Genomic DNA, 18,029 nt, shown 5'->3' on the forward strand with positions numbered 1-18,029 from the left:
CGAAACGCGTCTGCCGCGCACCCCGAAGGAGTGCGCGGCAGACGGTGGTCAGTCGAGACCGTGCCGTCAGTCGGCCGAGACGACGGTCGTCCAGTCCAGGGCGCCGTGCGCCCCTGTGGCGGGCGCGAAGCCGCCGCCCTTGAGCCCGGCGAAGAACTTCAGCACGCCGCGCTTGTTGGCGGCGTACAGGTCGGCGACGCCGTCACCGTTGGCGTCCCCGGCGCTGAGGATCCGCGGGTAGGCCGCGGCGGAGAAGCCGGAGCCGTACGCGGTCCAGGTCGAGGGATCGGCGAGCGTCCCGTCGGCGTTGGCCGCCGCCAGGGTGAGCAGGCCCGAGACGTCGTCGCGGAACAGGATGTCCTCGACCCCGTCACCTGTGACGTCGCCGGGGGCGATGACCGTACGCTGCTCCAGGCCGGTGGCCAGCACGGTGGGGATCATCGCGCTGAAGTCTGCCGCCCATCGGATCAGCTGCCCGTTCTCGACGCTGAGCAGGTCCCTGTCACCGCCGTGCAGGATCTGCCGGGCAACCGACCAGCTGGTGCCGCCGGCCCGCGCCCAGTGGCCCGTACGCGGCGGTATCTGCCCGAAGTCGCCCAGCCCGTTGTTGCTGTAACCCATCACATAACCGGTGGAGTTGACGCGGAGCAGGTCCTGGTAGCCGTCCCGGTCGTTGTCCCCGTTGCGCACCACGGTGCCCGGCGTCCAGTCGCTGCCGGTGTCGGCGTACGTCACCGCCTTCTTCAGCGTGCCGTCGCCCTTGCCGTACAGGACATACAGCTTGCCGTCCGCGCCGATGGCCAGCAGGTCCGGGTGCGCGTCGCCGTTCAGGTCGCCGAAGTGGTCCTGCTCGGTGGCGGACGCGACGTGGAAGTCGTACTGCACCGGCACCGAGACGTTGCCCGCCCGGTCCACCGTCTGCACGCTGAGCCGGTTCGTCCCCCACTCCGTGGGAGTCAGCTTCACGGTCGCGGTTCCTTCGGGGCCGACCGGAACGGACGCGTTGCCCGTGACGGCCAGATCCCTGTTCAGCGCGTACTCGAACCGCACGGCGTCGGCCGCCGCGGGCCCCGACACCTTGAAGGTGAAGGCGCCCGTGGTGCGGACGGGCGGCGCCGGGGTCGTCGAGCCGGACGGCGGGAAGACCTTGGACTTCACGACCGGGGTGGCGGGCGCCGTGTGGTCGGCGATGAAGTGGCACGCGGCCGACCAGTCGGAGGCCGTACCGTCCTGGGCCGTCTCGCGGACGCGCCAGGCGTACGTCACCCCGTCGGTGAAGTCGGAGGCCGGGAGCTGCAGCCGGCGCTGACCACCGCCGTACCAGGTGCCCTGCGTGTAGTCGTACGGCGCCGAGCCGTCGCTCGGCTCCACGAGGAATTCGGTGGTGTACGAGACCGACGGCTTCCCGTTCGATGTCGCCAAAAAGGTGACGCCGGTGTTCCCTATGTAGCCGTAGGGCGCGGTCGCCCCGCAGGCGTCGCCCCCGCCCGCCGGGGCCGGTGTGGTGGCGAGCCCGCTCGGTGCCGGTACCGGTACGGCGTCCTGGGCGGCTGCCGGGGTCGCTGCCGCGACGGCGGCAAGCAGCGCGGCCACGGGCACGACGGCGGCGGCACGCCGCCATCCGCGCAGCCTTCGATGGATCACGGTCATGAATCCCCCCTCGGGATCCCGGCGCGAGGCGCCGGTGATCGTTCGGTGATCGTCGGTGACGACACCGGCGACGAATCTACGCGGGGGGTAGGACAACGCCAACGGAGTTCTGTGGACAACGGGTGGGGCCCCTGGGGAGTGACGCGCGTCACGCCGGGGGCTGAACCGGCTGAACCCCGTCGGGTGGACCCGTAACGGGAAACGGCCCCTCCCGGGCGACTTTCGTCACCCCGGAGGGGCCGTTTCCGTACTGTGCGCGAGGGGGGATTTGAACCCCCACGTCCCGAAGGACACTGGCACCTGAAGCCAGCGCGTCTGCCGTTCCGCCACTCGCGCAATAAGTGGCGCCGTTCGATGCTCCTTCACCCTCCGGACCTTGGTCCGAACAGTGCGGGAGCGCCTTCCGACTCGAGAAGATTAGCACGGCGGCAGGGGTGGAATCACACCCGTTTCCGCCCGCCCGGACGGCCGCACCGGCGCCGCCGTGCCGCCCGCCGCCGACGCGGGCCCGGGGTCCGGCGGCGGGACGCGCGCCGGGCCCGTCCCCGCTGTGTACCCCGGCGCCCACCGGGCAGGGTTCACCCGACAGCACCGCGCTGTAAGGCCGCACCCCCGGTTGCGGGACACTGGACAGGAGCCGCATCTACCATCCGAGTGGACCGTGTGAGGGTTGACACTGCCCGGTCCTCCGGGATCGGGGAACCAGCCGTTTTCCCGGCGCGTGGATACGATCAGTAAGCAGTATCGGAAGAGCCCGAGGAGGGAGGTGCCCCATGGGAGTAATGAAGCGCTTCGAGCAGCGTCTCGAGGGCTTTGTGAACGGCACCTTCGCCAAGGTGTTCAAGAGCGAGGTCCAGCCGGTCGAGATCGCGGGCGCGCTCCAGCGTGAGTGCGACAACAACGCCACGATCTGGAACCGCGACCGCACGGTGGTGCCCAACGACTTCATCGTCGAGCTGAGCACGCCCGACTTCGAACGGCTCAGTCCGTACTCCGTGCAGCTCGGCGAGGAGCTCGCCGGCATGGTGAAGGACTACGCCAAGCAGCAGCGCTACACCTTCATGGGCGGTATCAAGGTCCACCTGGAGAAGGCCGACGACCTCGACACCGGCCTGTACCGGGTGCGCAGCCGCACGCTCGCCTCCAGCGAGTCCCAGCAGCCGCAGCCCCACCAGCAGTCCCCCCAGCCGCAGCCCAGGCAGCAGTACGAGCCGCCGCGCGCCGTGGCGCCGTACCGCCCCTCCGGGCCGCCCCCGATGCCGGCGGGACCGCCCCCGGGCGGCCGCTCGGGCGGGCCGGCGCCCGTGACGCGGCTGCCCGGCGCCGGATCGCCTCCCGGCGGTCCCGGCGGCGCGGTGCGGCGCTGGATCGAGATCAACGGCAACCGGCACCAGATCTCCCGGCCGACCCTCGTACTCGGGCGCAGCACCGAGGCGGACGTGAGGGTCGACGACCCGGGCGTCTCCCGCCGGCACTGCGAAATCAGGGTCGGATCACCGTCCGTGGTCCAGGACCTCGGATCAACAAACGGCATTGTGGTGGACGGGCAGCACACCCAGCGCGCTACGCTCCGCGACGGCTCTCGCATCGTCGTCGGGAGCACCACCATCGTGTACCGGCAAGCCGAAGGGTGAAGCGGGGGCAATGTCAGAGCTGACCCTGACGGTCATGCGGTTGGGTTTCCTCGCCGTACTGTGGCTGTTCGTCATCGTCGCGGTACAGGTCATCAGAAGTGACCTGTTCGGGACCCGGGTGACCCAGCGCGCGGCACGGCGCGGGGCCGACCAGTCCCGCCCGCCGCAGCAGCGCCAACAACAGGCGCAGAACCAGCGGCAGCAGCCGCAGAACAACCGACAGCGCCGAGGCGCGCCGACCAAGCTGGTCGTCGCCGAGGGCTCGCTGACGGGTACCACGGTCGCGTTGCAGGGCCAGACCATCACGCTCGGCCGGGCGCACGACTCAACAATCGTGCTCGACGACGACTACGCGTCCAGTCGGCATGCCAGGATCTACCCGGACCGGGACGGTCAGTGGATCGTCGAGGACCTCGGATCCACCAACGGCACCTATCTGGACCGGAATCGGCTCACCACGCCGACCCCGGTGCCGATCGGCGCGCCGATCCGCATCGGGAAGACCGTCATCGAGCTGCGGAAGTAGTCGCATCAATGGGCAAGCCCAGGGAGCACAGCCAGCGAGCGAGAGGGTGGGCAGCGTGCGGATGTACCCGGAGCCGACGGGCGAGGTGCGCATGACTCTGAGCCTGCGTTTCGCCGCCGGTTCGCACAAGGGCATGATCCGGGAGGGCAACGAGGACTCCGGCTACGCCGGTCCGCGCCTGCTCGCGATCGCCGACGGCATGGGCGGCCAGGCGGCCGGTGAGGTCGCCTCGTCCGAGGTGATCTCCACCATCGTCACGCTCGACGACGACATTCCAGGTTCCGACATCCTGACCTCGCTCGGCACCGCCGTCCGGCGCGCCAACGACCAACTGCGCGTCATGGTCGAGGAGGATCCGCAGCTGGAGGGCATGGGCACCACGCTCACGGCCCTGCTGTGGACCGGGCAGCGGCTGGGCCTGGTCCATGTCGGCGACTCCCGCGCCTACCTGCTCCGCGACGGCCTGCTCACGCAGATCACGCAGGACCACACCTGGGTGCAGCGGCTCGTCGACGAGGGCCGGATCACCGAGGAGGAGGCCACCACCCACCCGCAACGCTCCTTGCTGATGCGCGCGTTGGGCAGTGGCGAGCATGTGGAGCCCGATCTGTCGATCCGCGAGGTGCGGGTCGGTGACCGGTACCTGATCTGCTCCGACGGGCTGTCGGGCGTCGTCAGCCACCAGACCCTCGAGGACACCCTCGCGGGGTACCAGGCGCCCAACGAGACCGTGCAGGAGCTGATCCAGCTCGCGCTGCGCGGCGGCGGCCCCGACAACATCACCTGCATCGTCGCCGACGTCCTGGACGTGGACGACAGCGACACCCTGGCCGGACAGCTGAACGACACCCCCGTCGTGGTGGGTGCCGTCGCCGACAGCCAGCTGCCGATCTCCGACCCGCGCCACCTGCAGACCCCGGCCGGCCGCGCGTCGGAACTGGGCCGCACGCCCCCGCCGCAGCAGGCGGGCCCGGCGGGCTCCTTCGGCCCGCCCGGCAGCGGCGACCTGTCGAACGCCGGACCGGCGCCGATGGGCTCCTTCGGATCGTTCGACGAGTCGAACCTGGACAAGCCGGTCAAGAAGCGCAAGTGGCTCAAGCGCTCGGTGATCCTGGTCGTCGTCCTCGGCGTGCTCGGCGGCGGTCTGTACGCCGGCTACCGCTGGACGCAGACGCAGTACTACGTCGGCGCCAAGGACCAGCACGTCGCCGTCTACCAGGGCATCGACCAGAAGCTCGGGTGGATCGACCTGTCGAAGGTCAAGCAGGACCGCCCCGAGATCGAACTCAAGTACCTGCCGGCCTACCAGCGCGACCAGGTCGAGGCCACGATCGCGCTGAGCAGCCTCGGCCAGGCCACCGACAAGGCCGACGACCTGGCCCGGCAGGCGGACGTCTGCAAGAAGGTCGAAGCGAACAAGAGCAACGCCGCGAAGGCCAAGGCAGCGGCGAAGGCCGCCCAGGACAAGCTGAACAAGCCCGCCGGCACCGTCCCGACCCCGACCCCTGGCCCCACCCTCTCGCCCGACGAACAGAAGCTGGCCCCGCAGTGCGGCACCCAGCAGTAGTACGAGGAGGGGGCAGCTCTTCATGAGTGCCAGCAACACCAGCACCATCTCTTCCGTCGGCGCTCCCAGCCGGCGCAACACCGAGCTCGCGCTGCTCGTCTTCGCCGTCCTGATCCCGGTCTTCGCGTACGCCAACGTCGGCCTGGCCAAGGACGGCTCGCTCCCCGCCGGCCTGCTCGCCTACGGCCTCGGCCTCGGCCTGCTCGCGGGGATCGCGCACATCATCGTGCGGAAGTTCGCGCCGTACGCCGACCCGCTGATGCTGCCGATCGCGACGCTGCTCAACGGCATGGGCCTGGTCCTCATCTGGCGGCTCGACCTGGAGCCGTCGATCACCACGGCCCGGCTCGGCGGCGCCATGGCGCCGAAGCAGCTGATGTGGTCGGCGGTGGGCGTGGCGCTCTTCGTCGGCGTCCTGGTCATCCTCAAGGACCACCGGATCCTCCAGCGCTACACGTACATCTCCATGGTCGTGGCCCTGGTGCTGCTGATCGCCCCGATCTTCTTCCCGGCCCGCTTCGGCGCCCGCATCTGGGTCACGCTGCCCGGCATCGGATCGCTGCAGCCCGCCGAGTTCGCGAAGATCATCATCACCGTCTTCTTCGCCGGCTATCTGATGGTGAAACGGGACGCCCTCGCGCTGGCCAGCCGCCGCTTCATGGGCCTGTACCTGCCCCGCGGGCGCGACCTGGGCCCGATCCTGGTCCTGTGGGCGCTCAGCCTGGTCATCCTGGTCTTCGAGACCGACCTCGGCACCTCGCTGCTCTTCTTCGGCCTCTTCGTGATCATGCTGTACGTGGCCACCGAGCGCACCAGCTGGATCGTCTTCGGCCTGCTGCTCAGCGCCGGCGGCGCCGTCGCCGTCGCCACCTTCGAGAGCCACGTCAAGGTCCGCGTCGACAACTGGCTGCACCCCCTCGACCTCGCCTCCAACGGCGGCGTCACCGAGACGGCGCAGGCCATGTACTCCTTCGGCTCCGGCGGGATGTTCGGCTCCGGCCTCGGCCAGGGCTACTCCCGCCTCATCGGCGGCATCGCCCCCAAGAGCGACTACATCCTCGCCACCATCGGCGAGGAGCTCGGCCTGGCCGGCGTGATGGCGATCATCGTGCTCTACGGCCTGCTCATCGAGCGCGGCCTGCGGACCGCCCTCGCCGCCCGCGACCCGTTCGGCAAGCTGCTCGCCGTCGGCCTGGCGGGCGCCTTCGCGCTGCAGGTCTTCGTCGTCGCGGGCGGCGTCACCGGACTCATCCCGCTCACCGGCATGACGCTGCCGTTCCTCGCGCAGGGCGGTTCGTCCGTCATCGCGAACTGGGCGCTCGTCGCCATCCTGCTCCGTATCAGCGACACCGCGCGACGCCCGGCACCCAGCCCCGCCCCGTCAACCGATGCCGAACCGACCCAGGTGGTGCGCACCCAGTGAACAAGCCCCTGCGACGGGTCGCGGTCTTCTGCGGCCTGCTCGTCCTCGCCCTGCTGCTCCGCGTCAACTACGTGCAGTTCGTCCAGGGGGACGCCCTCGCGAACGACAAGCACAACCGGCGGGTGAGCATCAACCAGTTCGCCCAGCCGCGCGGCGACATCATCGTCGACGGCAAGTCGCTCACCGGCAGCGTCGAGACGCCCGGCAGCGACTTCAAGTACAAGGCGACCTTCAAGGACGGCCCCATGTGGGCCCCCGTCACCGGCTACGCCTCGCAGGCGTACCAGACGACGTTCCTCGAAGGCGTCTACGACAAGTTCCTCACCGGCAACGACGACCGGCTCTTCTTCAACCGCACCATCGACATGCTGACCGGCAAGGAGAAGCAGGGCGGCAAGGTCATCACGACCCTGAACGCCAAGGCGCAGCTCGCCGCGTTCACCGGCCTCGGCAACAAGAAGGGCGCGGTCGCCGCGCTCGACCCCCGTACCGGCGCGATCCTGGCCCTGGCCAGCACGCCCTCGTACGACCCGTCGTCCTTCGCCGGCTCCTCCACGAAGACCGACCAGAAGAACTGGCTCGCCCTCCAGAAGGAGAACAACCCCGACGAGCCGATGCTCAACCGGGCGCTGCGCCAGGTCTACCCGCCCGGCTCGACCTTCAAGGTCGTCACCGCCGCCGCGGCGCTGGAGAACAACCTCTACACCGACATCGACGCCCCGACACGGTCGCCGCTGCCCTTCAAGCTGCCGCTGAGCTCCAAGAACCTGGACAACGAGGGCGACCTGCCGTGCCTGAACGCCTCGCTGCGGGTGGCGCTGAAGGTGTCCTGCAACACCGTCTTCGGCAAGATCGGTGACGATCTCAAGCTGGACAAGATGCGCGAGCAGGCCGAGAAGTTCGGCTTCAACCAGGAGATCACGACGCCGGTCCGCGCGGACGCCAGCGTCTACTCCAAGAAGATGGACGCGCCGTCCAACGTGCTCTCCGCGATCGGCCAGTACAACACCGCCGCCACGCCGCTGCAGATGGCCATGGTCGCCGCCGCCATCGCCAACGACGGCAAGCTCATGCAGCCGTACATGGTGGACAAGCTCCAGGCCCCGAACCTGAACGTGATCGAGCAGACGAAGCCGCACGAGTTCTCGCAGCCGGTCTCGCCCGCCAACGCCCAGAAGCTCCAGCAGATGATGGAGACCGTGGTCAAGGACGGCACCGGCAAGAACGCGCAGATCGACGGCGTCACCGTCGGCGGCAAGACCGGTACCGCGCAGCACGGTGTCGCCAACAGCAAGAACCCCTACGCCTGGTTCATCTCCTACGCCAAGACCGCGGACGGCTCCCCGGTGGCCGTCGCCGTCGTCGTGGAGGACTCCGACGCCTCCCGTGACGACATCTCCGGTGGCGGCCTCGCCGCGCCGATCGCCAAGAAGGTCATGGAGGCCGTTCTGAACAAGTGACGTGGGTCGCGTGACGCACGTCACCCACCGGGCTGTTTCCACCCCATATCCACCTCATCGCCGTACCGGGCGATACCGGTCGGATATCGGGACCCGGTCACGTCCCGGATCCATCGAGCGTGCCGGGTACCGTATGCCCGAGCATCCACAGGGCACGGTTAAGGGAAGGGCAAGAGCTATGGAAGAGCCGCGTCGCCTCGGCGGCCGGTACGAGCTGGGTTCGGTGCTCGGCCGCGGTGGCATGGCCGAGGTGTACCTCGCCCACGACACCCGGCTCGGCCGCTCCGTCGCTGTGAAGACGCTCCGGGTGGATCTTGCCCGTGACCCGTCCTTCCAGGCCCGGTTCCGCCGTGAGGCCCAGTCTGCCGCCTCCCTGAACCACCCGTCGATCGTCGCCGTGTACGACACCGGCGAGGACTACGTCGACGGGATCTCCATCCCGTACATCGTCATGGAGTACGTCGACGGCTCCACCCTGCGCGAACTGCTCCACTCCGGTCGCAAGCTGCTGCCCGAGCGCTCGCTGGAGATGACCGTCGGCATCCTCCAGGCCCTGGAGTACTCGCACCGCGCCGGCATCGTGCACCGCGACATCAAGCCCGCGAACGTGATGCTCACGCGCAACGGCCAGGTCAAGGTCATGGACTTCGGCATCGCCCGCGCGATGGGCGACTCCGGCATGACGATGACGCAGACCTCCGCGGTCATCGGCACGGCCCAGTACCTCTCCCCCGAGCAGGCCAAGGGCGAGCAGGTCGACGCCCGCTCCGACCTGTACTCGGCCGGCTGCCTGCTCTACGAGCTGCTGACGGTGCGGCCGCCGTTCGTCGGCGACTCCCCGGTGGCCGTGGCGTACCAGCACGTGCGCGAGGACCCGCAGCCCCCCTCGAACTTCGACCCCGAGATCACGCCCGAGATGGACGCCATCGTCCTCAAGGCGCTGACCAAGGAGCCCGACTACCGCTACCAGTCCGCCGACGAGATGCGCGCGGACATCGAGTCGTACCTCGACGGCCAGCCCATCGCGGCGACGGCCGCCATGGGATCCGTCGGCTACGGCGGGTACGGCGGCGGCTACGGCGACAGCGCGGCGACCACCGCGCTGCCCGCACAGAACCCCTCGACCTCGATGCTGCCCCCGGTCCGCGACGACGACGGCGGCTACGGCTACGACGACCGCCCGGACCGCCGCCGGCAGAAGAAGAACCACACCTCGACGATCCTGCTGGTCCTGGCCGGCATCCTCGTCCTGGTCGGCGCGATCTTCCTCGGCCAGGCGGTGTTCAACGGCAACAAGGCGCCGAGCACCCTCAGCGCCCCGAACCTCGCCGGCAAGACCCTCGCCGACGCCCAGAGCTCGGCAGCCAACGTCGACCCGTCCATCAAGGTCGTCAAGGGCGAGACGAAGTACTGCGACGCGCAGCCGGTGAACACGGTCTGCGACCAGGTCCCGAAGGCCGACGAGCCGCTCGCGGCCGACAAGACGATCACGGTCTCGATCTCCAAGGGCGTGGCCCCGATCGCCGTCCCGGACGTCGTGAACGACAAGTTCGAGGACGCGAAGAAAACCCTTGAGGACAAGGGCTTCCAGGTCAAGCAGGAGACCGAGACCTCGAACACCAAGGACGACGGCACGGTCCTCAAGCAGAACCCGGCAGGCGGCACCCTCAAGCCGAAGGACACGGTCATCACGCTGACCGTGGCCAAGAAGCCGGAGAAGGTCGAGGTGCCGAACCTGAAGGGCCTCCAGTTCGACGCCGCGAAGCAGAAGCTGAACGATCTCGGTTTCACGAACATCAACAAGAAGGACCAGGCCTCCGCCGATCCGGCGAACAACGTCATCGACCAGAACCCGGCGGCCTTCAGCCAGCAGAGCAAGGACACGCAGATCACTCTGACCGTGTCGACGGGCCAGCAGCCGACGCCGGAGCAGAAGCCCGTTCCCAACGTCATGTTCAAGACGGTGAAGCAGGCCAGGGAGTTGCTGCAGCAGCAGGGCTTCAACAACATCCAGTTCGCCCCGGGCAGCTCCCAGGACGACAAGGCCCGCGTCGCGTCCCAGGACCCGCAGCCCCAGACCGGCGCGGACCCGGGCACCCAGGTGATCACCCTGACCACCTTCGGCAGCGGCGGCAACGGCTTCGACTGACCCGCCTCCCGGACCACCGTCCGAGAAGCAGCAACCCGACCGCAGGGGCCCCGGACACACCGTCCGGGGCCCCTGCGCATGACTCGGCGCGGCAGCACCCGCAGACAACCGACCTTGTGGAGCGAACTTGCACGAACCGTCTGCCACACAGACGGTTCGTGCAAGTTCCGCCAGTTCAGCCGGCGGGATCGGTAACCTGCATGCCGGGGGCCGCCGCAACGTCGTTTTGCGACGGCCCCCGTCCGCGTTCCCCGCTACTGCCGGTTCAGCGTGTAGACCGGTGACCCCTCGGGGGTCCCGCCGAGCGAGCGGATGCAGGCGTGCTTGCGCATGAACCGCAGGCACTCGTTGACCCGGTGGGTCGACAGTCCGGTCCGTGCCGCGATGGTCTCCAGCGATTGCCGGATCTCCCCGTGCTCAGCCAGCACGGGAGCGATCACGACGGCCACCGCCCAGACGTCCTCCGTCACGGACAGCCGCGACTTCCACTCCGCCAGGACGGTTTCCGCCGTGACCCGCGGCGGCTCCGCGGCCGGCGTCGCCTGCCGGGCCAGCAGGGCGTCGAGCGTGTCACCGATCCGGTCCATGGCGGACGCCAATCGTTCGTGCGACCGCGCCATGTCCCGCCGAGTCTCCTGCGCCTCGCGCTGCGAGACCAGCAGCGCCTCGTCCAGCCGCAGATTGTGCTGCTCCAGGCGGACGATCGCGTCGGCCACGTTGCCAGGCATCGCGTAGGCCGTCGGGGCGTCCGGCGCGGCCGGCTGGACTTCCGCCGCCTGCAGGGAGTACGAACCATCCCGCTGGATGGCGACAACGACCTCCGCCACCCATCGTTTGAACGGCTCGGCTTCAGGCTTCGTGCAGGCGTTCACGAGCCGGATCAGACCCTGTAGATTCACCAACTTCACATGGCTCCTCAGCCCGTGAGCTGCGAACTTGCGTGAACCGTCGCTCAGAGCGACGGTTCGCGCAAGTTCATCAAGACTCACAACGTGCTCGCGAGGAACCTGCTTTGCCAATGCATCCCGGCTGTTGGCGTACCCGAGATTTGTGGCCACGTCCGCCGCCGGGAACCAGTGCGTTCCGTCGGGCATCGTCAGCCTGCGTACCCGTGATCCCGTCGCCGCGTACACGAAGTCGTTGACGTCGATCGCGTCCTGCTGGGCCTGCGCCGCCGGGTTCGGCAGCTTGATGTGTTCGCTCATACGAACCACCTCCTGGGCGGAACGTAGGGCGGCGTAAATCGAAAATTCCAGCCTATTGTTGGATGTTCAGCAATCCGGGTGACAATCAGCCCAGCTCGGCCGGCGGGGTGCGGTTCTGGTCGACTTTTTCGGTGCGGGTCAGTTCGGCCCAGACGACGTAGCGGTAGCGCGAGGTGTAGACGGGAGTGCAGGTCGTAAGGGTGATGTAGCGGCCCGGCTTCTTCTTGCCGGACTCCGTCGGGACCGGGTTGATGACGCCGACGTTGTACTTCGAGGTCTCGTCGAGGACCGAGTAGACCTTGTAGACGTACCAGGTGTCCTTGTCCTCGAAGACGACCGGATCACCGTTCTTGATCTTGTCGATGTCGTGGAACTTGGCGCCGTGGCCGTCGCGGTGGGCGGCCAGCGTGAAGTTGCCCTGCTTGTCCCACGGCATGGCCGACTTGACGGGCTGGTCGTAGTAGCCCGCGACGCCCTCGTTGAGGATGTCGGTGTCGGTGCCCTTCTTGACCAGGACCTCGAAGTTCTTGCCCATCGCGGGGACGTGCAGGAAGCCGATGCCGTCCTTGGTGTCGAGGCCGCGCGGGCCGGACGTCGCCCACTCCTGCCGGACCTTCGCGCTGTCCTTCTTCGCGTGACGGTCCGCTATCACGTTCGTCCACCACAGCGAGTAGGCGACGAACAGGGCGAGCACCAGCCCCGCGGTGATCAGCAGTTCGCCGATCACACTGATGATGGCCGCGACCGGGCCCCGCCCGCCGCGATTCGTCGTCGTCACCGCTGTTCCGTTCTGTGGCAGTCCGTTGTCCGGCCCGGGGGCCGGTCAGTCGGGCAGCGCCGCCGGCTTGCCCTGGCTGCGCGGCCGTTCCTCGACCATCTTGCCCCAGACGATCATCCGGTACGTGCTGGTGAACTCGGGGGTGCAGGTCGTCAGCGTGATGTAGCGGCCCGGCTTGGTGAACCCGGAGCCCGGCGGGACCGGTTGGATCACCTTGACGTTCGACGGGGAGGTGCTCGGGAGCACGCTGGTCATCTCGTACGTGTAGTACGTGCTCTCGGTCTCGACCACGATCTTGTCGCCGGGCACCAGCTTGTTGATGTAGCGGAACGGTTCTCCATGGGTGTTGCGGTGGGCCGCGAGGGCGAAGTTGCCCTGCTTGTCCCACGGCATCGCCGTCTTCATCGCCCCCGTGTAGTGGCCGATCATGCCCTTGTCCAGGACGTTGTGCTTGGAGACCCCCTCGGCGATCGGGGCCTTCACGTCCAGCTTCGGGATGTACATGATCGCGAAGCCCTGGCCGGGGGAGAAGGCGCCGGCCGCGCGGGGGTCGTCCGCCTTCTGGGCGCCCTTGTCCTTGTCCTTGCTCCACTGGTTCTGCAGTGCGCTGGTCGCACCGCTGGCCTGCTGGTGGGCGCGGATGTTGGTCCACCAGAGCTGGTACGTCACGAAGAGCAGCATCAGGACGCCGACCGATATGAACACCTCGCCGATCACCCGGCTGAGGATCACCGCGGGGCTGTCCTTGGCCGCCCGCTCCGCCCGTCTGGCCTCCAGGCGGGTCATGGGGACGGCCGGGGCCGTCGCGGCCGCCTGGGCGGCCCCGGGGCCCGCAGGGCTCCCGGAAGCTCCGCGGGCCCTGGCACGGTGCCCAGCGCCCTGCTTGGCGGCCTTACGGCGCTCGGCACGGCCGCCGGGCGCCGGCGCGCTCACCTCCGCGGCAGCGGTCTCGTCGGGTTCCCCGGCCTCTCGGGGCTCCGCGACCTCGTCCGGCCGCACCACCGGGAACTGCGCCGTCTCCCCGGGCACGCCCCTGCGCCGCCTGGGGGGCGGCACGGGTGCGGGGGTGGGTGCGGGGGCGGGTGCGGCAACGGGGACCGGGTCGAACTCGGGCTCCCGCTCGGGCGGCGCTGCGACCCCGAGGTCGTAGCCGTTCTCGTAGCCGGTGTCGTACGCGCCCTCGCGCGCCGTCTCGTACGTGCCTGCGTATCCCGCGTCGTACACCGGCGACGGCGACGGCTCCAACGGCGCCTGGAGCACCGGTTCCGCCTGGCGCACCGGTTCCGCGTGCTGCACCGGTTCCGCCTGCTGCACCGGCTGCACCGGCTCCGCATGCTGCGGCATCTCGTGCGGGCGGAACCAGGGGGAGCCGATGACCTCCCCGCCCGCGTCCGGAGGCTCTGGAGCCGTCTCCCGCACCGGCGTCCGCCCCGGAAGGGGGTCGCTGAGCGGGTCCGCGAGTTGTCCGACCGCCACCTCGAACTGGCCCGTGTCCTCGTAGGACGGGGGCTCGTCCGGGCGGAGCCCGGTCACGCCCCGGCCCTGCCGACCACGGGCGCCAGTCCCGTCGAACGGTCGGGGGCGCCCTCGTCCCCGCACGCCACCAGCCAGTTGGCGAGCATCAGATGGCCCCATTCGGTGAGCACCGACTCGGGGTGGAACTGCACGCCCTCGACGGCCGCGTCACGGTGCCGCAGCCCCATGATGATGCCGCTGTCCGTCCAGGCCGTGACCTCGAACTCCGGCGGCACGGTGTCCCGCTCGACCGCCAGCGAGTGGTAGCGGGTCGCGGTGAAGGGCGTCGGCAGGCCGGCGAAGACGCCGGTGCCGGTGTGCGTCACGAGGGACGTCTTGCCGTGCAGCAGCTCGGGCGCCCGGCCGACGACGCCGCCGTAGGCGACGGCCATGGACTGCAGGCCCAGGCACACGCCGAAGACCGGCACCCCGGTCTCCGCGCAGTGCCGGACCATGTCGATACAGACCCCGGCCTGCTCCGGCGCGCCGGGACCGGGGGAGAGCAGCACCCCGTCGAAGCCGTCCTGCGCGTGCGCGAGCTCGACCTCGTCGTTGCGCAGCACCTCGCACTCGGCGCCGAGCTGGTAGAGGTACTGGACCAGGTTGAAGACGAAGCTGTCGTAGTTGTCCACCACGAGGATGCGAGCGGTCATCGGACGGCGACCGTCCCGTTGGCCCCGCTCAGCCCGTTCGCCACGTGCATGCCGTTGCCCAGGTGCATGCCGTTGTCCACGGTCACGTCGTTGAACGGCAGCAGGGGTTCGGCCCACGGGAAGACGTACTGGAACAGGACGTAGACGACGGCCAGTGCGAGGACGAGCGAGATCAGCGCTCTGAGCCACACGTTGCCCGGCAGATGCCGCCAGATCCAGCCGTACATGCGGTGCCTTCCTTCCCGGTTCCCCGGAACAGAGTAAGGGGAGATCGGCGGGACCGTCGGCCTACCCGGACAAACCGTCCGGCCGGCCCTGCTCGGCCGGACGGACCGTCTCCAGATGGGCCCAGGCGATGAGCCGGTGGCTGTGGCCCCACTCGGGATCGCAGGTGGTCAGCGTCAGGTAGCGGCCCGGCGCGGTCCAGCCGGACTTCGCCGGCACCGGGTCGATGACGCCGGTGTCGGTGGGAACGGTACGGAAGGGAGCGCGGTCCAGGACGTACGTGTACCAGGACACGCCGTCGAAGAGGTGGACGCGGTCGCCCTTGCGCAGTTCGGGGAAGTCCTTGAAGGGGTCGCCGTAGGTGCGGCGGTGGCCGGCCACCGAGAAGTTGCCGGTCGCGCCCAGCCGGGCGGTGCCGGGGTAGTGCCCCAGCCCTTTCTTCAGCACCCCGGTGCCGGTGCCCTGGAGGACGGGCTTGTGCCACCCGGCGCCGAACCGCGGGATGTACATGACGGCGAACGACGTGCCGTCCTGGTAGGGGGCCGGCTCGGTGGGCGCGGCGGACGGGACCGACGGGCTCGGGGGCGGGTCGGCGGGGGCCAGGGATCCGGTGGCCCAGGTGTTCTGCAGCCGGTCGATCTCGCCGTTCATCGCGCTGTCGGCGCGCATACCGGTCCAGAACAGGATGTAGACGACGAACAGGACGATCAGCGCGCCGGCCGTGACACACAGTTCGCTCAGCGTCCGCACGACCAGCCGGATCGTCATCGGCTCCCCTGCCCCCTGCCTCACGCCCGAAGCACGGTCGCGCAGCCGCTCCCGCGACCGCTCCCGCGACCGGCTAGGAGACGGGCTTCGCGTAGTGGAGATCCACTGTGCCGGAGTAGCCGGGAAGAGTCACCCTGCTGTCGGCCTCCACTTTCCAGCCGAGTCCGTAGGCGTTGACGTACTGGAGGTAGTTCTGGATCGTCGCGTTCCGGTCGATGGCCGCCCGCAGCTTCTTCTGGTCACCCACAGCGGTGATTCTGTACGGCGGGGAGTAGACCCGCCCCTGCAGGATCAGCGTGTTGCCGACGCAGCGGACGGCGCTGGTGGAGATCAGCCGCTGGTCCATGACCCTGATGCCCACCGCCCCGCCCTCCCACAGCGCGTTGACCACGGCCTGCAGGTCCTGCTGGTGGATGACCAGGTCGTTGGGTTGCGGGTCGGGCACGCCGGGGACCAGCGCGGTGGCGTTCGGCGGGGCGTCGTTGAGGGTGACGTCGATCGCCGGACCCGTCAGCGCCTTCGTGCCCGCCTCGTCCTCGAGCAGGTCGAGCTGCTTGCGGGTCGCGTCGGTGGTGCCGGCACCGCGACGGGTGAGGGAGTCGACGTCGCCGCGGACTCCGATCAGCTGATTCTCCAGCTCCTGGTTGCGGCCGCTCTGCTTGCGGACGTTGTCCGAGAGCTTGGGCAGCGGGTCGTCACTGCGGATGTTGACGCCCTTGGCCGTGTCGAAGCTCATCCAGAAGATCAGTCCGGCGAGCGCGAAGACTCCCGCACTGAGCGTCCGCAGTACTACGGTGCGGGTGGAAGGACGGAAGGGAGAAGGACGGGAGGGGGACGCGTCGCCGGAATCGGTCACCGTACCCTTGTCTCCTTCACACCCGAGGAAGCACTACGCTAACGGACGCCCGTCCGCGGTGGTGCCCCCACCCGCCCGGCCAGCCTCACATCCCGACATCCCCGCGCGGTTACGCAGCGCATCGACAGGAGAGTTCCTCGTGCCGAAGTCACGGATCCGCAAGAAGGCCGACTTCACTCCGCCGCCGGAGAAGACGCAGACGATAAAGCTCAAGTCCGGCTTCAACTGGGTCGCGCCCCTGATGCTGGCGTTCTTCGTCATCGGGCTGGCCTGGATCGTCCTCTTCTACGTCACGCAGGGCAGCCTGCCGGTCGACGCCCTGGGGAACTGGAACATCGTGGTGGGCTTCGGCTTCATCGCGGGGGGATTCGTCGTCTCCACGCAGTGGAAGTAGCCGGCTCCACAGCTGGTCCGAACGTTTCTCCCCAGAGTTGTCCACACAGTTATCCACAGTGGGGAAAAGGTCGGAAGATCTGTGGATAACCTCTACGAGGTTGACGCCGGTGTGACCGGTGGCCGATGCGTCGGCCACCGGTCTTTCGTTGATCTTGCAGGGAAAACACGGTGCGGTGACCGCACGCACACACGTTCCCCACAGGGTGCACAGGCTCGGGTACTCGTTGTGGATAACGTCTGATCAACGCCAACGGTAACGCCCCTTCAGGCGCCAATCTGCGCCACGGCGATCCAGCTGGCCACGAGCGTGGCCACCAGCACCGCCGCACAGGTCCCCCACTGCACCAGATCCCGGCGCTCGCGCGGCGCGTACGCCAGCCCGATCGCGATCAGGGTGCCGGCCGCCAGGCCGCCGAGGTGGCCCTGCCAGCTCACGTTCGACCAGGTGAAACTGAAGAACAGGTTCAGCCCGAGCAGGATCAGGATCGGCCGCATGTCCATGCGGCTGCGCCGCATCAGGACGGCCGTGGCCCCGAAGAGGCCGAAGATCGCCCCGGAGGCGCCCAGCGCGCCCGGGTACGGGGAGAGCACCAGGACCAGGGCGCTGCCGCCCAGCCCCGAGATCAGGTACAGCGCCAGATAGCGGGCCCGGCCGAGAGCGGCCTCCAGCGGGGCGCCGATCCACCACAGCGTCAGCATGTTGAAGCCGATGTGCCAGTACTCCTGGTGCGCGAAGACCGAGCTGATCAGGCGGTACCACTGGTCCGGGCCCTCGGAGACGCCGACGCAGTACTGCTTCACGACGGGGTCGCAGTACGCGTACAGCGACAGGTCGCCCGCGAGCCGGTCGCCGACCGCCTGCACCAGCAGGAAGACCGCCAGGTTGAGCCCGATCAGGATCTTCGTCACCAGGTGCGGGTCGGCGGCCACGGTCCCGCCCATGGACGTGCGCGGCACCGGTGTCGTCCGCCGGGCCTCGCCCAGGCACTCCGGGCACTGGAAGCCCACCGAAGCGCTGACCATGCATTCGGGGCAGATCGGCCGGTCGCAACGGGTGCAGCGGATGCCGGTCTCGCGATCGGGGTGCCGGTAGCAGCAGACCGCCTGGTCCATGAGGTCCTCTTCCTGGGGACGCGCGTCGCCCTGCCCCTCCATACGGACGGGCAGGGCGCGGTGTTCCCGAAGAGTACGGCGGTTCGCGAACGGTGCGGAGCGATCAGCTCC

The 18,029-nt window shown here is 69.2% G+C and carries 16 protein-coding genes and 1 tRNA gene; 7 read left to right on the plus strand and 10 right to left on the minus strand.

All coding sequences use genetic code 11. From position 1 onward, the window contains the following. Nucleotides 1–66: 66 nt before the first annotated feature. Nucleotides 67–1,650, minus strand: a complete 1,584-nt coding sequence (locus ABZ721_RS25990) for a VCBS repeat-containing protein (RefSeq protein ID WP_358791106.1) — start codon at nucleotides 1,648–1,650, stop codon at nucleotides 67–69. Nucleotides 1,651–1,903: 253 nt separating this feature from the next. Continuing rightward, nucleotides 1,904–1,986, minus strand: a tRNA-Leu gene (locus ABZ721_RS25995). A 437-nt stretch (nucleotides 1,987–2,423) separates the two neighbouring features. Here ABZ721_RS25995 and ABZ721_RS26000 point away from each other — a divergent pair. The 6 genes from ABZ721_RS26000 to pknB all read left to right on the plus strand — a co-directional run bounded on the left by ABZ721_RS26000 (nucleotide 2,424) and on the right by pknB (nucleotide 10,409). Beyond that, on the plus strand, nucleotides 2,424–3,284 hold the full coding sequence (locus ABZ721_RS26000; protein WP_358791107.1) for a DUF3662 and FHA domain-containing protein: 861 nt from the start codon (nucleotides 2,424–2,426) through the stop codon (nucleotides 3,282–3,284). Nucleotides 3,285–3,294: 10 nt separating this feature from the next. After that, on the plus strand, nucleotides 3,295–3,810 hold the full coding sequence (locus ABZ721_RS26005) for an FHA domain-containing protein (protein ID WP_138351203.1): 516 nt from the start codon (nucleotides 3,295–3,297) through the stop codon (nucleotides 3,808–3,810). Between the two features lie 61 nt (nucleotides 3,811–3,871). Continuing rightward, nucleotides 3,872–5,377, plus strand: a complete 1,506-nt coding sequence (locus tag ABZ721_RS26010) for a PP2C family serine/threonine-protein phosphatase (RefSeq protein WP_358791156.1) — start codon at nucleotides 3,872–3,874, stop codon at nucleotides 5,375–5,377. Between the two features lie 22 nt (nucleotides 5,378–5,399). Then, the gene (locus tag ABZ721_RS26015) at nucleotides 5,400–6,800 is read left to right on the plus strand and encodes an FtsW/RodA/SpoVE family cell cycle protein (protein WP_358791108.1); all 1,401 of its coding nucleotides are present in this window, start codon (nucleotides 5,400–5,402) and stop codon (nucleotides 6,798–6,800) included. Next, nucleotides 6,797–8,260 carry a penicillin-binding protein 2 gene (locus ABZ721_RS26020; protein WP_358791109.1) on the plus strand — a complete coding sequence of 488 codons (1,464 nt, stop codon included), beginning with the start codon at nucleotides 6,797–6,799 and terminating at the stop codon, nucleotides 8,258–8,260. The genes ABZ721_RS26015 and ABZ721_RS26020 overlap by 4 nt, the downstream gene beginning before the upstream one ends. Nucleotides 8,261–8,438: 178 nt before the next feature. Continuing rightward, complete coding sequence (gene pknB, locus ABZ721_RS26025) at nucleotides 8,439–10,409, plus strand: Stk1 family PASTA domain-containing Ser/Thr kinase (protein ID WP_358791110.1); 1,971 nt, start codon at nucleotides 8,439–8,441, stop codon at nucleotides 10,407–10,409. Between the two features lie 254 nt (nucleotides 10,410–10,663). On the opposite strand, the gene ABZ721_RS26030 is transcribed toward pknB, so the two are convergent. The 7 genes from ABZ721_RS26030 to ABZ721_RS26060 form a co-directional block, all read right to left on the minus strand. Further along, nucleotides 10,664–11,614, minus strand: a complete 951-nt coding sequence (locus tag ABZ721_RS26030; RefSeq protein WP_358791111.1) for a Bro-N domain-containing protein — start codon at nucleotides 11,612–11,614, stop codon at nucleotides 10,664–10,666. An 85-nt stretch (nucleotides 11,615–11,699) separates the two neighbouring features. Then, nucleotides 11,700–12,392 (minus strand): class E sortase, encoded by a 693-nt coding sequence (locus ABZ721_RS26035; protein WP_358791112.1) that lies wholly within the window; start codon nucleotides 12,390–12,392, stop codon nucleotides 11,700–11,702. 45 nt (nucleotides 12,393–12,437) lie between these two features. After that, nucleotides 12,438–13,925 (minus strand): class E sortase, encoded by a 1,488-nt coding sequence (locus ABZ721_RS26040; protein WP_358791113.1) that lies wholly within the window; start codon nucleotides 13,923–13,925, stop codon nucleotides 12,438–12,440. Next, entirely contained in the window at nucleotides 13,922–14,560 is a 639-nt protein-coding gene (locus ABZ721_RS26045; protein WP_358791114.1) for an aminodeoxychorismate/anthranilate synthase component II, read from the minus strand. The genes ABZ721_RS26040 and ABZ721_RS26045 overlap by 4 nt, the downstream gene beginning before the upstream one ends. Continuing rightward, nucleotides 14,557–14,787 carry a hypothetical protein gene (locus ABZ721_RS26050; protein WP_358791158.1) on the minus strand — a complete coding sequence of 77 codons (231 nt, stop codon included), beginning with the start codon at nucleotides 14,785–14,787 and terminating at the stop codon, nucleotides 14,557–14,559. Before ABZ721_RS26050 ends, ABZ721_RS26045 begins: the two co-directional genes overlap by 4 nt. A gap of 61 nt (nucleotides 14,788–14,848) precedes the next feature. Continuing rightward, a complete protein-coding gene (locus ABZ721_RS26055) occupies nucleotides 14,849–15,553 on the minus strand; it encodes a class E sortase (protein ID WP_358791115.1) in 705 nt (234 codons plus the stop codon). Between the two features lie 73 nt (nucleotides 15,554–15,626). Beyond that, a complete protein-coding gene (locus tag ABZ721_RS26060; protein ID WP_358791157.1) occupies nucleotides 15,627–16,289 on the minus strand; it encodes a DUF881 domain-containing protein in 663 nt (220 codons plus the stop codon). 259 nt (nucleotides 16,290–16,548) lie between these two features. On the opposite strand from ABZ721_RS26060, the gene crgA reads away from it, so the two are divergent. After that, nucleotides 16,549–16,803, plus strand: coding sequence for a cell division protein CrgA (gene crgA / locus ABZ721_RS26065; protein WP_358791116.1), 255 nt, complete (start codon nucleotides 16,549–16,551; stop codon nucleotides 16,801–16,803). Between the two features lie 266 nt (nucleotides 16,804–17,069). Here crgA and ABZ721_RS26070 read toward each other — a convergent pair whose 3' ends face one another. Beyond that, nucleotides 17,070–17,918, minus strand: coding sequence for a rhomboid family intramembrane serine protease (locus tag ABZ721_RS26070; protein WP_358791117.1), 849 nt, complete (start codon nucleotides 17,916–17,918; stop codon nucleotides 17,070–17,072). Between the last annotated feature and the right edge of the window lie 111 nt (nucleotides 17,919–18,029).

It is taken from the genome of Streptomyces sp. NPDC006733, from assembly GCF_040636125.1.
Lineage (GTDB): Bacteria > Actinomycetota > Actinomycetes > Streptomycetales > Streptomycetaceae > Actinacidiphila.

Coding starts and splice junctions, on each gene's coding strand:
- ABZ721_RS25990 (WP_358791106.1), bottom strand. CDS start 1,650: ATGACCGTGATCCATCGAAGGCTGCGCGGATGGCGGCGTGCCGCCGCC.
- ABZ721_RS26000 (WP_358791107.1), top strand. CDS start 2,424: ATGGGAGTAATGAAGCGCTTCGAGCAGCGTCTCGAGGGCTTTGTGAAC.
- ABZ721_RS26005 (WP_138351203.1), top strand. CDS start 3,295: ATGTCAGAGCTGACCCTGACGGTCATGCGGTTGGGTTTCCTCGCCGTA.
- ABZ721_RS26010 (WP_358791156.1), top strand. CDS start 3,872: ATGTACCCGGAGCCGACGGGCGAGGTGCGCATGACTCTGAGCCTGCGT.
- ABZ721_RS26015 (WP_358791108.1), top strand. CDS start 5,400: ATGAGTGCCAGCAACACCAGCACCATCTCTTCCGTCGGCGCTCCCAGC.
- pknB (WP_358791110.1), top strand. CDS start 8,439: ATGGAAGAGCCGCGTCGCCTCGGCGGCCGGTACGAGCTGGGTTCGGTG.
- ABZ721_RS26030 (WP_358791111.1), bottom strand. CDS start 11,614: ATGAGCGAACACATCAAGCTGCCGAACCCGGCGGCGCAGGCCCAGCAG.
- ABZ721_RS26045 (WP_358791114.1), bottom strand. CDS start 14,560: ATGACCGCTCGCATCCTCGTGGTGGACAACTACGACAGCTTCGTCTTC.
- ABZ721_RS26050 (WP_358791158.1), bottom strand. CDS start 14,787: ATGTACGGCTGGATCTGGCGGCATCTGCCGGGCAACGTGTGGCTCAGA.
- ABZ721_RS26055 (WP_358791115.1), bottom strand. CDS start 15,553: ATGACGATCCGGCTGGTCGTGCGGACGCTGAGCGAACTGTGTGTCACG.
- ABZ721_RS26060 (WP_358791157.1), bottom strand. CDS start 16,289: ATGAGCTTCGACACGGCCAAGGGCGTCAACATCCGCAGTGACGACCCG.
- ABZ721_RS26070 (WP_358791117.1), bottom strand. CDS start 17,918: ATGGACCAGGCGGTCTGCTGCTACCGGCACCCCGATCGCGAGACCGGC.